A 13,668-nucleotide genomic window follows, 5' to 3' on the forward strand; every position below is an offset into this window, starting at 1 on the left:
AAGAAACAAGTATGGATGAATTGAAACGAGATCAGAAGAAGATCGAAATGAATCTACAAGACTTACAAGAAGAGTTACGACGAGGTTATCATACGCTGGCCATGTTAAATGAAGATGTTGTTCGTGATGGAAATAGTGAAGGGCTTCGCATTCAACGAAGAAATGAAGAACAAGAACGTTTTTTTGTCCGTCAATTGCGAGAAGCTGAAGATAATTTAACTACTAGTTATGCCGAGCAGCGAAAAATACTTGATAAAGAAACTGAAGAATTGTATAAAAAGAGGGGGGAAATTCCTTGGGATTGATTTATTCTAGCTCAGATTCTTCACAATTAATCTCTGCCTTACAGAAAAACATCCAAAGTGGCAAGGAAGCGTCCGAACAATTAAAATCTGGCAGTCAACAGGTGATAGCTGCGGTAGACGGTAAAACATTGTCTGGAGCAGCTTACAAGGCTGGTAAAGGATTGTTTAGTGATTTAATTGTACCCACTATTAGCAAAGTAACCTCTGCAATAGATAGCATTGAAAGTGAGTTACAGACCTACAGTTCCGCCGATGCGTTGGTTTCAGGTGAGGGGATATTGGATGAAGACAAATTAAGGCAACAAATAGCCACGAAAAAAGCGATGAAAGCGTCTGTCGATGCTTCGGCAGCATTAGCTAGAACATTGTCTCGAAATAATCCTGTAGCAAAAGTATTGGACGCTTTATTAAACGTTCAATCCAATTTGGCTCGCATGTCGAATGATTACGAAGACGATATTCGAGAACTCGAAAAGAAATTAGAGAAACTACACACCTTTTCTTCCCAAACAAACGGCTTGTTCAGTAAGAGTTTGAATGACATGAAAGTGGCCATGCAAAATTGTTTAATTTTAGAGAATACAGTAGTGAATAGTGACGGCTCGTACTCTTTGCCAGAAGGAGTCGATAAAAGTTGGTTTAATCAATTGAAAAAAGCAAGTGATTTAAACGGGCTCACAGGAGATAAGCAACCGGATGTAGGAAATCGGGAATATAAATTAATTGATTTAGGGTATGGAAAAATATGGCTTTGGGTAGAAAAAGGAAAAACGACAGCCACGTCAGAAGATATTGCGGTAAGTTTGGCGTATAATGAATGGTTGAGTCGTATGATTGCAAAACATGGTCTAGGATTTGTTCAAGGGGATCGTGGAAAAGGAATGGACGAGTTATTCTATGAACAAAATGCGACGTTGATAAAAGAACTTTCAACAGGGATCGATAGTGTGACCGGGAAAAAATTAACAACAGCCGAAAAATTAGGGAAAGCATCGTTATTGGCAAATGGGTTAATCACAATGGGCGTGATGGTTAAAGGGGTTGTGAAAGTATCTACTCCCAAAAATAGTCCATCTAATAAGAATACAGTTATTCAAGGAAGTAAGAATGGAAAGAATTATACGCTAGATAAAAATAAGAGTAATGTAAATAAATCGTATAAGAAAGCCAGTGGGGCTGGAAAAATATTGGATATTAATATTAAAAAGTTTGAAATTAAGAATAAACATTTGAATAGTTCAACTGCTAAGAGAGCTAGAAAGTTTAATGTGTCTTCAGCAGAAGAAGCTAATAAAATAGTTCAAGATGCATTAAAAAATGGAAAACTTGTAGAAACTATACCAAATGGAGTAGGGAGCCAAGGACAAAATTCTTTTTCTAGTATTATTGATACAGGGAAAGTTATTGGAACCAAAGGGGAAACACATATAAAGATAGTTTATGATGAATTAAAAAATGTGTGGACTACTTATCCTGTCCCAAAACCTTAAGATAGGAGATAAGCAAAGTGATTGATAGACAAATAACAAATATTTTACAATCGTATAAAAAACAACAAATATTTAAAATAGAGGACTTCTTACTTTCAGAAATTGATGAAGATAATTTACAAGAAACAATAGATTTTGTAGTTTCTGATGATGTTAGTAAGAAATCTAATTTTAGTGACGAATTATATGATGGGTACGAGTACGAAGGTGTATTTTTAGAAGGTAATCAATATTTATTATCTAGCTCAGAAGGAAAAGTGATGATAATTGATATGTTAAGTGAGGCTCATGGTGTTAATATAAAAGATACACGAGTTCAATTTGATGAAGAAAATTTTATCAAACTAATTACTAACAAAAAAGAAATTCTTAATTGGATTAAAAATTATAAAATAGACAAATGAATATAATAAAAAAGGCACTTTACTATCTGATTGGCGTCGGATAGTAAAGCCTTGACTAGTAAGGATGAACTCACTAATCAAGTTGCCAATAGCTAACAAAAAGCTCATTGTATTTATTGTACAAAAATTCAGAGGACTTTTTTAGTCTTTTTGAATGTTTCTTAAGTGTACAATTATTTCAGCTAGAAAATGTAAAAATTATGAAACGGTATTAGTGAGGAAACAATCACTGATATCGTTTTTTCGTGTATCAAAAATTAAAGGAGTGAAAGAAATGATTAAAACAGAAACTAAGCAACCAATCAAAGAAATTAGCCACCAAGATATTTATAGGCAGCTAACTCTAGATAAGCTGCTTATACAATTTTTCTTTTCGTAAAAAAATTAGATAAGATAGAAAAGACTTGTATTATTTGCTAAAGTTGAATCTTATATTAATCGAGAATATGACTATAAAGACGTTAAAAAGCAAATAAACGGATGTGGTAGTAAAACTTTAATTGACAGGAAGTAAACAGATTGTTATAATTTTGTTATATCATGTTTTACAAAAAGGAGAGAATAGTATGTCAGGAGCAATTTCAGTCACACCCGAACAACTCAAATCACAAGCAAAAGTCTACACGCAATCGCAACAACAAATTCAAGATGCGATCCGTAAAGTAAACTCAATGAATCAACAGATCGCTCAAGAATGGAAAGGTCAAGCGTTTCAATCGTACTTAGAGCAATACAATCAGCTAGAAGGTAACGTGAAAAAAATGGAAGAACTACTTATTAGCATTAATAGTCAATTAAACAAATATGCGGATACAGTGGCACAACGTGATCAACAAGACGCTAGTTCTTTTGGTTTAAACTAAAAAATATATTGACGTCAAAAGCGTTAGTGCAAAGTCTTGCGCTAACGCTTTTTTAGTAAAGGAGTTTAACGTTTGAATAAGAAAAAAGCAGTTAAACTAGGAATGATTACAGGAGTTATCGTATTTTTAGGAATAATAGGTGTCTTAGGAGTGAAAAAGAAGGCAGAACCTTCAATAAAAGAAAAACAGCTTGCTTTTCTGAAAAAGCGCGAAAATGAAATGACAGACTTTATCAAAAATCAAGATGATAAAATTTCAAAAGTTTATTACGATTGGTCTACTTTAGATGATGAAGTGGTCGAGAATGGACTACCTCAAGGTGGAGATGACATATTAACGCTTAGAATAAAAGTAATTGATTATCATGATACTGATATAAATTCATTTGGATTTGCAGTAAGCCCTGACAATATAAACGATCCTGTTAAAATTAAAGATATGTACACAATAAATGCGGATTATAACTACTCCAAAGAAAACATTTAGTATGGCTAATTTAGAGCATGATTATAATATTTATGCAGATTTGGCACAAGGTGCCTATACAGGCAGACCTACACAATTTCCTTATGATAAAAATAAGTGGAATGAAGGGCAATTAGACAGCCGTAAAAAAAATGAGTCGTAAAATTTAATTTTTCAAATGCTAAAGATGCACATGGGAATAGTATTGCTTCCGTCTATTTACAACCAGATAATACCGTCAAAACAGTGACCGAAAAGAAGTTTTTTGGCAAAGATAAAGAATACCAAAAAGGGTTATTAACGGATGAAAAAGCAGGGTATAACTCATATTATGTTACGGATACTCCTGCTCTAAATACAGACATCAAACATACGTATTTCGCTACTCGAGGAAGTGATGTTGTGTCTACAAAAAAACATTCAATTATTGGAAGAACAAGATAAAATTGAGTATTATGTCAATGCATTTGATAATGTATCAATTAGCAAAGGGGGCTAACCTTTGAATAAGAAAAGAGCAGTGAAACTAATCATATTAGTGGGAATTATTTTAATTTTTGGAACAATGAGCGTGTTAGGAGTAAAAAAAATAACCAAACCCTCAATAAAAGAAAAACAGCTTGCTTTTCTTAAAGAACATGAAGATGAAATGATTGAGTATATCGAAAAAGACAGTGAATACGTACAACTAAAAAAATATAATTATAATTTAGATAGTATTGTTTTTAATTGGAATTCAGTAGCAGAAATCCAAAGTATGGCTTTTTCAGAAAAAAAATTAAGTATTGAAGTAGATATATTTGATAGAAATGAAAATAATTTGGATGGATTCGAAATTTATATTATACCAGATGATATTTCTGATCCTAAAAGAATTGAACTAATTGAATAGTTAGGAGGTAACCATTCTATGGCAAATTTAGAAAACAAATCTAACATATATGCTGATTTAGCCCAAGGAGCATATACAGGCAGAGAAGAAGGTTTTATGTTTGCAAAACCAACAAAAGTTCAAAATAAAGAGCTAGAAGATGAAGGCTTCGCTAAGTACGAGTTTCCTAATGCAAAAGATGCGCATGGAAATAGTATAGATACGGTTTATTTACAAACAGATAACACCGTAAAAACAGTGACTGAAAAGAAGTTTTTTGGAGAAGATAAGGAGTATCAAAAAGGATTATTGACAGATGAAAAAGCATGCTATAACTCTTAATATCTAACCGATACCCCTGCTCTAAATACAGACACCAAACATACGTATTTCACGACTCATGGAAGTGATGTTGTGTCTACACAAAAAAACATTCAATTATTGGAAGAACAAGGTAAAGTTGAGTATTACGTCAATACATTTGATAGTGTATCAATTAGCAAAGGGGGCTAACCTTTGAATAAGAAAAGAGCAGTGAAACTAATCATATTAACGGGAATTATTTTAATTTTTGGAACAATAAGCGTGTTAGGAGTGAAAAAGAAGGCAGAACCTTCAATAAAAGAAAAACAGATTGCTTTTCTTAAAGAACATGAAGATGAAATGACTGAATATATTAAAAAATACAGTTCTAAAAAGGAGACAGTTACAATACACTGGGATACAGCTAAAGTAGACGAAAGTGTTGCGTTTTCTAAACCTATGTTAACTGTTGAGTTTGATATCAGTAACAGTTCTGAACCAAAATATGATAATCAAGGGTATATACTTAGAATTGATACCGATATCGAAAAATTAAGCGATATCAATGAGTTACTGATTTTAAATGACCCAATATATTCTAATATTCAGGGGAAGAAAAATGGCTGATTTAGAAAATAGTAGTAATATATATGCAGATCTAGATCAAAGTGCCTATACAGGTCGTCCTAGACCGTTTCCCTATAATTCACTTTTAGGAAAACAGAAAAATAAAATTGATTCAAATGAATCCGTAAAATTTAATTTTTTAAATGCTAAAGATACACATGGAAATAGTATAGATACGGTTTATTTACAACCAGATAATACCGTCAAAACAGTCACTGAAAAAAGTTTTTTGGCAAAGATAAGGAGTATCAAAAAGGTTTATTGGCAGATGAAAAAGCATGCTATAACTCTTAATATCTAACCGATACCCCTGCTCTAAATATAGACACCAAACATACGTATTTCACGACTCGTGGAAGTGATGTTGTGTCTACACAAAAAACATTCAATTATTGGAAGAACAAGGTAAAGTTGAGTATTACGTCAATGCATTTGATAGTGTGTCAATTAGCAAAGGGGGCTAACCTTTGAATAAGAAAAGAGCAGTGAAACTAATCATATTAACGGGAATTATTTTAATTTTTGGAACAATAAGCGTGTTAGGAGTGAAAAAGATGGCAGAACCTTCAATAAAAGAAAAACAGATTGCTTTTCTTAAAAAGCATGAAAATGAAATGAATGAGTATATTGAAAATAGTGCTGAATTTCAGATATCGAAAATTACTTATAACTGGGATAGTGTAACTGAGAATACAATAGGGAATGGTCTACCTAAAGGAGCAGGTAAGGTGATTCAAATATTTGGTTTTGTAAATAATCAAGAAAATTTAGATTTTAGATTGGACCTTCAAATAGATGATAGTAACTTACCAGACCTAAATACTATCAAATATGGTCAACCATTAACTGACGAAGGGGAATGACATGGCTAATTTAGAAAAAGATTATAATATATATGCTGATTTAGCACAAGATGCATATATCGGTAGGGAAAACAACTTTCCTTACAATGAATTAAAGCCTAGTCAACAAAGTAAATTAGATTCTAATAAGTCCGTAAAATTTAATTTTTCAAATGCAAAAGATACACATGGGAATAGTATTGATTCCGTCTATTTACAACCAGATAATATCGTCAAAACAGTCACTAAAAAAAAGTTTTTTGGCAAAGATAAGGAGTATCAAAAAGGATTATTGACAGATGAAAAAGCATGCTATAACTCTTATTATTTAACCGATACCCCTGCTCTAAATACAGATACAAAACATACATCCTTCACATTCGTAGGAAGTGATGCTCTTCCTACGAATGTGAAGGATTTGACAAAAGGGTGGGCAGGAAATAATTTAAACAATTGGGTAGACAATAATCTCGTTTTTGCTGAAAAAGGTTATATTCCTCAAGCAAAACTAGTAATAGAAGCGATGCACCAAAAAATAGCAGAGATGAGAACAAAAGCGCCGAACGCCACCATGTCGATGACCGGACATTCATTGGGAACCATGGTCACGATTCAAGCTGTAGCCAATCTTCCAGCAAAAGATATAAACAAAATTGATAAAGTGATCTTATTTCAAGGACTTGATGCTCGTGAAAGTATAAATAAAATGTCTGAACAAGCGCAAAAAAACATTCAATTATTGGAAGAATAAGGTAAAATTGAGTATTGTGTCAATGCATTTGATAGTGTGTCAATTAGCAAGGGGGCTAACCTTTGAGTAAGAAAAGAGCAGTGAAACTAACCATATTAACGGGAATTATTTTAATTTTTGGAGCAATAAGCGTGTTAGGAGTGCAAAAAATGACCGAACCAACAGAAAAAGAAAAACAAATTACTTTTCTCAAAGAACATGAAAGTGAGCTAACTGAATATATCAAAAATAGAAATCCTAAAAGTAAAATTTCAAAGGTAGATTATGAATGGAATTCATTTAAAGTTGAAGATAGTGGGGCATTTACTCAAAAACTATATACTTTAAAAATTAATTTATATGACAGTAACAAAAATGAAATTGATGGTGGTGTTATTACCATTATTCCAGATGATATAAATATGCCTTCAGAAATAAAAGAATTATCTACTAATAATTTCGATAGAGGGATAGGAGAAAAAAATAATGGCTGATTTGGATAACTTCACCAATATTTATGCAGATTTGGCGCAAAGTTCTTATAACAACAGAAAAGACGGTGAAGGAAATATTTATAACTTTGCCAATGGTTTGACCGATAGCCAAAAAAACAATTAGCAAAAGATCAATCGGTTAAATTTGATTTTTCTGGTTCACAAGATGCACATGGAAATAGTATAGATTCCGTCTATTTACAACCAGATAACACCGTAAAAACAGTGACCGAAAAGAAGTTTTTTGGAGAAGATAAAGAATACCAAAAAGGGTTATTAACGGATGAGAAAGCAGGGTATAACTCATATTACGTTACGGATACCCCTACTCTAAATACAGACACCAAACATACGTATTTCACGACTCGTGGAAGTGATGGTGCTTCTACAGATGTAAAAAAAGGGTGGGCAGGCAATAATTTAAACGATTGGGTAAATAATAATGCATCCTTTGCAGTAGGAGAGGCCTATATCCCTCAAGCAAAACTAGTAATAGAAGCGATGCACCAAAAAATAGCAGAGATGAGAACAAAAGCGCCGAACGCCACCATGTCGATGACCGGACATTCATTGGGAACCATGGTCACGATTCAAGCTGTAGCCAATCTACCGGCAGGAGATATTGAGAAGATTGATAAGGTCATTTTATTTCAAGGTCCTGATGCGAGAGAGAGCATTAATAAGATGTCAAGACAAGCACAAGCGAATATTCAACGGCTAGAAGAACAAGGGAAAATCGGGATTATGTCTACTTAGGGTTTAAATAACGAATGAATGGATTTAATGCTAAAACTTTAATTGACAGGAAGTATTTATATTGCTTATAATTTGTTAAATACGATGTTTTACAAAAAGGAGAGAATAATATGTCAGGAGCAATTTCAGTCACACCCGAACAACTCAAATCACAAGCAAAAGTCTACACGCAATCACAACAACAAATTCAAGATGCAATCCGTAAAGTAAACTCAATGAATCAACAGATCGCGCAAGAATGGAAAGGTCAAGCGTTTCAATCGTACTTAGAGCAATACAATCAGCTAGAAGGTAACGTGAAGAAAATGGAAGAACTACTTATCAGCATTAATAGTCAATTAAACAAATATGCGGATACAGTGGCACAACGTGACCAACAAGATGCCAGTTCTTTTGGTTTAAATTAAAAAATATATTGACGAAAAAAGCGTTCGTGCACAGTCTTACGCTAACGCTTTTTTTAGTAAAGGAGTTTAACGTTTGAATAAGAAAAGAGCAGTTAAACTAGGAATAATTACAGGAATTATCGTACTTTTAGGAATAATAAGCGTGTTAGGAGTGCAAAAAATGACCGAACCAACAGAAAAAGAAAAACAGATTGCTTTTCTTAAAGATCATGAAGATGAAATGATTGAGTATATTAAAAGTCAAAGTCCAAAGGTTAAGAGCATACAATTTAATTGGAATAGTGTGAAAACTGAAAAAATTGGAAATGGAACTCCTATGGGAGCAGGAGAATTATTGATACTTGAAGGGGGATTCAATGATATAAAGGATTCTAATTTTACCTTAAGTTTTGGAATGGATGATGATAATCTTCCTAAATTAGGTACGATAGGTTTGTTAAATTCTTTGTATGTTGGGGGAAGAATTTATGAGTAACTTAGAGAGTTTTAATAATATTTATGCGAATCTTGCAGAAAGTGCTTATACAGGTAGGCCAAACTCATTTCCTAGTTATCGAAAAGATAAAAAAGAAAGGGAGTTTGATTTTTCTGAAAATAAAACTGTCAATGGAGAATTGACTACAGGTGGAAAGAATCTTCCAAATGAGGGTATAGTTTATCTTCAACCAGATAACACCGTAAAAACAGTAACTGAAAAGAAGTTTTTTGGAGAAGATAAAGAGTACCAAAAAGGGTTATTAACGGATGAAAAAGCAGGATATAACTCATATTATGTAACGGATACCCCTACTCTAAATACAGACACCAAACATACGTATTTCACTACTCGTGGAAGTGATGGTGCTTCTACAGATGTAAAAAAAGGGTGGGCAGGCAATAATTTAAACGATTGGGTAAACAATAATGCGTCCTTTGCAGTAGGAGATGCCTATATCCCCCAAGCAAAATTAGCGACAGAAGCGATGCACCAAAAAATTAAAGAAATGGGAACTAAAGCGCCGAATGCCACCATGTCGATGACCGGACATTCATTGGGAACCATGGTCACGATTCAAGCTGTAGCCAATCTACCGGCAGGAGATATTGAGAAGATTGATAAGGTCATTTTATTTCAAGGTCCTGATGCGAGAGAGAGCATTAATAAGATGTCAAAACAAGCACAAGCGAATATTCAACGGCTAGAAGAACAAGGGAGAATCGAATATTATGTGAATGCTTTTGATATTGTTTCTATGTTGAATCGAAATAAAAAAGGCGTGGATGAAATCGGAAAAGTCCATTATTTATTGCCAAAATCATTTAACACAACGTTTGATGCTGGTAAAAATGGTTCCAGTCATGACTTTGGCCAATATCAATTAAATCCAGACGGGACACTGAAAGAAGCTAATTTAAAAGACCATGGCTATATTTTCACTGCAGGGATCAAATTGTCCAAACTTATTGATAAATATATGAACAAGTTGTTAGCCACTACCGGAGAAGGAGTGTCTTCTGGAGCGTTTTGGGCAGCAATCGCAGGAGATGCGTACCTTTATAAAAAATTTATGAAAGAATACGACAAAATTGTTGCCGATGCTAAAGTCGCAAGTGAATGGCAAGGAAATGTAGCTAGCTTACAAGGACGTATACGTGGAGCTTCTGGCAGTAAAAAAATTGAACTTCGAGGCGAACTTGCCACAGAAGTCGCAAACAAAGCGAAAACAGTTGGCGAGGAATATGTATTAATTCAAAAAAATGACCAACAAGAAGCAGAAGATGAAGTAGATTTAGTCGTTCAAGAAATTCGAGAAGGTGCATTATCAATCCAACAATCATTAGAAAGCTATGAAGTTGAAGCACTGATTGCTCCTTATAAAAAAAATAATTTATGGGATAGTGGTCAAGCAACAAGTAATATAAATGAAGCAAAAAAATACAAAGAAAAATTGACTGCATTTAGTAAAACGTTAACGACTGTCGCAAAGAACATTCAAGAATATGATGGCACTGCAGGGAAAAATATATTCACGAAGAAGTAACAAAGGAGTTTTAGTATGGAGGAAGAAAAAGCTTTGCAATTAAAGTTAAAGCAAGAACGCAAAAATCAGGAACGGATCGCTATAAAAGCAATCATCACCGCAAAAAAGGCACGGTTAGGTACAACCAGACAAAATTCTACTAGTACGCTAAATGAACTAGCAGAAGCCATGTACCAACAAAGTAATAGTATCCTTCCAGGAGCGTTGGAAGGAGCTTTACAGGGAAACAGTGCAACCTCTGCGAAACAGAGTTTGACCCAGTTAGCGAAACCTACCTTTAAAACACCCGTAAAAGAGGTTTAATCGAATGAGTCCAGATGAACGAAAAAAGAAACAACGTCAATTAACAGAACAATACGAGCAGGATAAACGAGCTCTTCAACAAACACAGAAAAAAATGGAAGAAGATGTGGACAGATTCAAAAAAGAAACCGAAAAGTTAATGGATAAAGTTCTCTATCTAACAAAAAATGATTCTTGGGATAAACGAGTGTTCTATCGACAAATGGAAGAAAGCCAAGCAACGATACAATCCGAAGCACGACGCTTCACACAAAAAGTCGAAGAAAAACAAAACGAACTAAAACGAACCTACCTAAGGACAGTAGAAAAAATAGAAAAAGAAGAGGAGTGAGTTCAAAATACTTACTCTATAGTATAAGCTTCCTTTTTCAACAATTTCACTGCTGAAGGTACTTCTGTTTTTGACGTTTATCCTAAAATCAAAAACATCTATATACTATCATATCTATGAAGATCAATCATCCTAACCGATGGTTGATCTATTTTTATACCTAAAGAAGAAAGCTAAATATTTAATACTAGAAAAACTGTTATCTCCTAAACAAACATAACCTGCTTTATGGTTTGATCCACTATAGAAAGCTTTACTTTTTTTTGTATGCTAAAACTCTAAAATAGAGTAATCGTCTTTTCCTTATCTTTGTAAATCGGTAATGCTCCGTTGTAAGAATCTTTGAATACTAAATAAAAATCTTGAATCTTTGATTTAAGTGATGTGACGTAGTCTCGTTCTTCGTATAAGCTATAAGAAGGCATCAATGTATTAGGCTGTGTGCTGAAAAAGTGATCTCTCTTGATCAAAAATTGAACGATTTCCAATTTTTTCACTGATTGCTTGGATAAAAGATATTTCTTGATCACTTCTTGTGTTTTCATAGTTTCATCCTGCTTTCTAAAGATTGATCTTAGGTAAAAAGAACATAGTGAAACGCCTTCTTTTTCATTATACTAATGCAACCAATTTAAAGATATTATTATGATTAGCATCTAAGGGAGTAGTTCGTTGTATTTTTTTACTTCACCTAGACATACTTTTTTAAGTAATCACTAGTAAAAGCAAGTGCTAAGATTAAAATGTAAATAGTGAAAGTATTCTAGGAGGGACTGTGATCATGATCAAGCTTTATGGGAATGCTGATTGTCTATCATGTAGAAAAGCGAAAAGGTGGTTAAGAGAAAAGGACCTTGTTTTTTTGGAGCGGGAAGTTGAAAAGGATCCCTTCACTAAAGATGAATTGCGAGAAATCGTTTCTGCTACAGAGGAAGGACTCATGGAGATTATTGCGACAAACTCAAATGTATACAAAGAACTTAGGGGAGAAATAGAATCATTGGCGCTTGATAAATGTGTTTCTATATTGGCAGAATATCCGCAACTGATCAAAAAACCACTTATTATTGATAAAAAACATCTGGTCATTGGCTTTAAAGAGGAAGAGCTTGCAGTTTTTATACCTCAAGAGGTTAGAAAATTCATTAGTAAAGATGTTTACTTGAAGCAGTGGCCTTTATATACAGATTAATTTGAGGGGAAGACAGTTGAGCGAACCAAGCTATGAAAAATTGATAAACGAATAACGCATCTATTTTTTTCACTAATAGACAAGTATGGCTAAAACTGATACCATTGATTAGTAAACACTAAACAAATGGTGGTGGGGAAAATGGCAAGTATTCGTGATATAGCAAAAATGGCTGGTGTATCTGCGGCCAGTGTCTCAAGGATTTTGAATAACGATGAGACGTTCAGCATTAATGAAAATACAAGAAAACGTGTCATCGACATTGCTAATAAAATGAATTACTCCAAAGAAAAAAATAAGCACGGCTCCCGAAGTACAGGAGATGAACAGACTATCGCTCTTGTGGTCAGACACAGTGCGGAATCAGAATTAGATGATCCTTATTTCCGTTATATTAGAAGAGGGATCGAGAAAGAGGCTGAAAAATGGCGCTTGCGTGTTCTAAGAGTTTTTCGAATGAGAGATAAGGAGAAGGATTGGGAACAGCTGTCAAAATATGGAGCGGTAGTAATGGTTGGCGAGATGACCCAAGATGCGGTTGAAAAGGCCTATAGCTTTAATCAGAAATTGATTCTAGTAGATACTTATACAAATTATTCTCAGTATGATTGTATTCAAACAGATTTTGCTGACAAAACACACGAAATATTAGATACATTATATCAAAATGGACATCGTCGCTTTGCGTTTATCGGCGGATTGGCTAGTAAAGTTGCGATTGATGGACAAGTAGTTCGCTACAAAGAGGAGGTTCGGGCAGAGAACTTTCAAGAGTGGATAAAATTGAACAATTTGGAAGACTGTGCCGCGGTCTATCAAGGCAGTTGGTCAACTGAATCAGGCGTGGCATTGGCAAAAGAAATGCTGGCAGCTGATCCATTGCCAACGGCAGTAGTAGTGGCGAGTGACCCGATGGCTGTTGGGGTGTATCGAGCAATAAACGATGCTGGGCTGCGAATACCAGCTGACATTTCTATTGTCAGCTTTGATGATATTGATATTGCTCAGTACATGACGCCTGCGCTTTCAAGCGTCAGAATGAATGCAGAAGAGATGGGCTGTCTAGCAGTGAGACTAGCCAAAGAAAGAATGCTTGAAGAACGTATCATGCCTATCCGGGTGATCTGTTCAACAGAGTTAAAGCTGAGAGAATCAGTGAAGAAAATCATTGAAGCAGTTGACTGAAATAAATTTTATCTGTAAACAGCTGAGAACGCATCACGTTTTTTTTCATTGTATAGTCGAATTTAGTGCGCAATACAAA

The 13,668-nt window shown here is 34.2% G+C and carries 20 protein-coding genes and 2 pseudogenes; 21 read left to right on the top strand and 1 reads right to left on the bottom strand.

Annotated elements, in window-relative coordinates; translation table 11 throughout:
- The 19 genes and pseudogenes from BCR25_RS20470 to BCR25_RS15540 form a co-directional block, all read left to right on the top strand.
- On the top strand, nt 1–305 hold a 305-nt coding region (locus BCR25_RS20470; protein WP_069664505.1), incomplete at its 5' end, for a hypothetical protein.
- On the top strand, nt 296–1,795 hold the full coding sequence (locus tag BCR25_RS15460) for a T7SS effector LXG polymorphic toxin (protein ID WP_069664506.1): 1,500 nt from the start codon (nt 296–298) through the stop codon (nt 1,793–1,795). The genes BCR25_RS20470 and BCR25_RS15460, both read left to right, overlap by 10 nt.
- Before the next feature lie 17 nt (nt 1,796–1,812).
- Entirely contained in the window at nt 1,813–2,199 is a 387-nt protein-coding gene (locus tag BCR25_RS15465) for a hypothetical protein (protein ID WP_069664507.1), read from the top strand.
- Between the two features lie 566 nt (nt 2,200–2,765).
- Nucleotides 2,766–3,062, top strand: coding sequence for a WXG100 family type VII secretion target (locus BCR25_RS15470; protein WP_069664508.1), 297 nt, complete (start codon nt 2,766–2,768; stop codon nt 3,060–3,062).
- A gap of 72 nt (nt 3,063–3,134) precedes the next feature.
- The gene (locus BCR25_RS15475; RefSeq protein ID WP_249023541.1) at nt 3,135–3,548 is read left to right on the top strand and encodes a hypothetical protein; all 414 of its coding nucleotides are present in this window, start codon (nt 3,135–3,137) and stop codon (nt 3,546–3,548) included.
- Between the two features lies 1 nt (nt 3,549).
- Nucleotides 3,550–3,690, top strand: coding sequence for a hypothetical protein (locus BCR25_RS20600; protein ID WP_211272518.1), 141 nt, complete (start codon nt 3,550–3,552; stop codon nt 3,688–3,690).
- Nucleotides 3,691–4,029: 339 nt separating this feature from the next.
- Entirely contained in the window at nt 4,030–4,419 is a 390-nt protein-coding gene (locus BCR25_RS15480) for a hypothetical protein (protein ID WP_069664509.1), read from the top strand.
- Nucleotides 4,420–4,437: 18 nt separating this feature from the next.
- Entirely contained in the window at nt 4,438–4,740 is a 303-nt protein-coding gene (locus BCR25_RS15485) for a hypothetical protein (RefSeq protein WP_069664510.1), read from the top strand.
- 174 nt (nt 4,741–4,914) lie between these two features.
- Nucleotides 4,915–5,328 carry a hypothetical protein gene (locus BCR25_RS15490; RefSeq protein WP_069664511.1) on the top strand — a complete coding sequence of 138 codons (414 nt, stop codon included), beginning with the start codon at nt 4,915–4,917 and terminating at the stop codon, nt 5,326–5,328.
- Nucleotides 5,321–5,629 carry a hypothetical protein gene (locus BCR25_RS15495; protein WP_249023542.1) on the top strand — a complete coding sequence of 103 codons (309 nt, stop codon included), beginning with the start codon at nt 5,321–5,323 and terminating at the stop codon, nt 5,627–5,629. Before BCR25_RS15490 ends, BCR25_RS15495 begins: the two co-directional genes overlap by 8 nt.
- Nucleotides 5,630–5,795: 166 nt before the next feature.
- Nucleotides 5,796–6,191, top strand: coding sequence for a hypothetical protein (locus tag BCR25_RS15500; protein WP_069664512.1), 396 nt, complete (start codon nt 5,796–5,798; stop codon nt 6,189–6,191).
- A 1-nt stretch (nt 6,192) separates the two neighbouring features.
- Nucleotides 6,193–6,918 (top strand): annotated as a pseudogene (locus tag BCR25_RS15505) (cutinase family protein); the annotation flags it as partial.
- Nucleotides 6,919–6,983: 65 nt separating this feature from the next.
- The gene (locus tag BCR25_RS15510; RefSeq protein WP_069664514.1) at nt 6,984–7,394 is read left to right on the top strand and encodes a hypothetical protein; all 411 of its coding nucleotides are present in this window, start codon (nt 6,984–6,986) and stop codon (nt 7,392–7,394) included.
- Nucleotides 7,387–8,132: pseudogene (locus BCR25_RS15515) on the top strand (cutinase family protein); the annotation flags it as partial. The gene BCR25_RS15510 and the pseudogene BCR25_RS15515, both read left to right, overlap by 8 nt.
- A gap of 128 nt (nt 8,133–8,260) precedes the next feature.
- Nucleotides 8,261–8,557: a WXG100 family type VII secretion target gene (locus tag BCR25_RS15520; protein ID WP_069664508.1), complete on the top strand. Its 297-nt coding sequence runs from the start codon at nt 8,261–8,263 to the stop codon at nt 8,555–8,557.
- 73 nt (nt 8,558–8,630) lie between these two features.
- Nucleotides 8,631–9,032 carry a hypothetical protein gene (locus tag BCR25_RS15525; RefSeq protein ID WP_069664516.1) on the top strand — a complete coding sequence of 134 codons (402 nt, stop codon included), beginning with the start codon at nt 8,631–8,633 and terminating at the stop codon, nt 9,030–9,032.
- Nucleotides 9,025–10,578, top strand: coding sequence for a cutinase family protein (locus BCR25_RS15530; protein WP_069664517.1), 1,554 nt, complete (start codon nt 9,025–9,027; stop codon nt 10,576–10,578). Before BCR25_RS15525 ends, BCR25_RS15530 begins: the two co-directional genes overlap by 8 nt.
- 15 nt (nt 10,579–10,593) lie before the next feature.
- Nucleotides 10,594–10,881, top strand: a complete 288-nt coding sequence (locus tag BCR25_RS15535; protein WP_069664518.1) for a hypothetical protein — start codon at nt 10,594–10,596, stop codon at nt 10,879–10,881.
- Nucleotides 10,882–10,885: 4 nt separating this feature from the next.
- A complete protein-coding gene (locus BCR25_RS15540; protein WP_069664519.1) occupies nt 10,886–11,212 on the top strand; it encodes a hypothetical protein in 327 nt (108 codons plus the stop codon).
- A gap of 278 nt (nt 11,213–11,490) precedes the next feature.
- On the opposite strand, the gene BCR25_RS15545 is transcribed toward BCR25_RS15540, so the two are convergent.
- Nucleotides 11,491–11,757, bottom strand: coding sequence for a hypothetical protein (locus BCR25_RS15545; protein WP_069664520.1), 267 nt, complete (start codon nt 11,755–11,757; stop codon nt 11,491–11,493).
- Nucleotides 11,758–11,993: 236 nt separating this feature from the next.
- On the opposite strand from BCR25_RS15545, the gene spx reads away from it, so the two are divergent.
- Together spx and BCR25_RS15555 are read left to right on the top strand one after the other, a co-directional pair.
- The gene (gene spx, locus BCR25_RS15550; protein ID WP_069664521.1) at nt 11,994–12,404 is read left to right on the top strand and encodes a transcriptional regulator Spx; all 411 of its coding nucleotides are present in this window, start codon (nt 11,994–11,996) and stop codon (nt 12,402–12,404) included.
- Between the two features lie 141 nt (nt 12,405–12,545).
- Nucleotides 12,546–13,589 carry a LacI family DNA-binding transcriptional regulator gene (locus tag BCR25_RS15555; protein WP_069664522.1) on the top strand — a complete coding sequence of 348 codons (1,044 nt, stop codon included), beginning with the start codon at nt 12,546–12,548 and terminating at the stop codon, nt 13,587–13,589.
- The last annotated feature ends 79 nt before the right edge of the window (nt 13,590–13,668 follow it).

The organism is Enterococcus termitis, assembly GCF_001730305.1.
GTDB classification, from domain to species: domain Bacteria; phylum Bacillota; class Bacilli; order Lactobacillales; family Enterococcaceae; genus Enterococcus_L; species Enterococcus_L termitis.

Excerpts from the sequence above, each read along its gene's own strand:
- BCR25_RS15470 (WP_069664508.1), top strand. The coding sequence starts at position 2,766 with ATGTCAGGAGCAATTTCAGTCACACCCGAACAACTCAAATCACAAGCA.
- BCR25_RS15555 (WP_069664522.1), top strand. The coding sequence starts at position 12,546 with ATGGCAAGTATTCGTGATATAGCAAAAATGGCTGGTGTATCTGCGGCC.
- BCR25_RS15530 (WP_069664517.1), top strand. The coding sequence starts at position 9,025 with ATGAGTAACTTAGAGAGTTTTAATAATATTTATGCGAATCTTGCAGAA.
- BCR25_RS20600 (WP_211272518.1), top strand. The coding sequence starts at position 3,550 with ATGGCTAATTTAGAGCATGATTATAATATTTATGCAGATTTGGCACAA.
- BCR25_RS15495 (WP_249023542.1), top strand. The coding sequence starts at position 5,321 with ATGGCTGATTTAGAAAATAGTAGTAATATATATGCAGATCTAGATCAA.
- BCR25_RS15520 (WP_069664508.1), top strand. The coding sequence starts at position 8,261 with ATGTCAGGAGCAATTTCAGTCACACCCGAACAACTCAAATCACAAGCA.
- BCR25_RS15485 (WP_069664510.1), top strand. The coding sequence starts at position 4,438 with ATGGCAAATTTAGAAAACAAATCTAACATATATGCTGATTTAGCCCAA.
- spx (WP_069664521.1), top strand. The coding sequence starts at position 11,994 with ATGATCAAGCTTTATGGGAATGCTGATTGTCTATCATGTAGAAAAGCG.
- BCR25_RS15535 (WP_069664518.1), top strand. The coding sequence starts at position 10,594 with ATGGAGGAAGAAAAAGCTTTGCAATTAAAGTTAAAGCAAGAACGCAAA.
- BCR25_RS15540 (WP_069664519.1), top strand. The coding sequence starts at position 10,886 with ATGAGTCCAGATGAACGAAAAAAGAAACAACGTCAATTAACAGAACAA.
- BCR25_RS15545 (WP_069664520.1), bottom strand. The coding sequence starts at position 11,757 with ATGAAAACACAAGAAGTGATCAAGAAATATCTTTTATCCAAGCAATCA.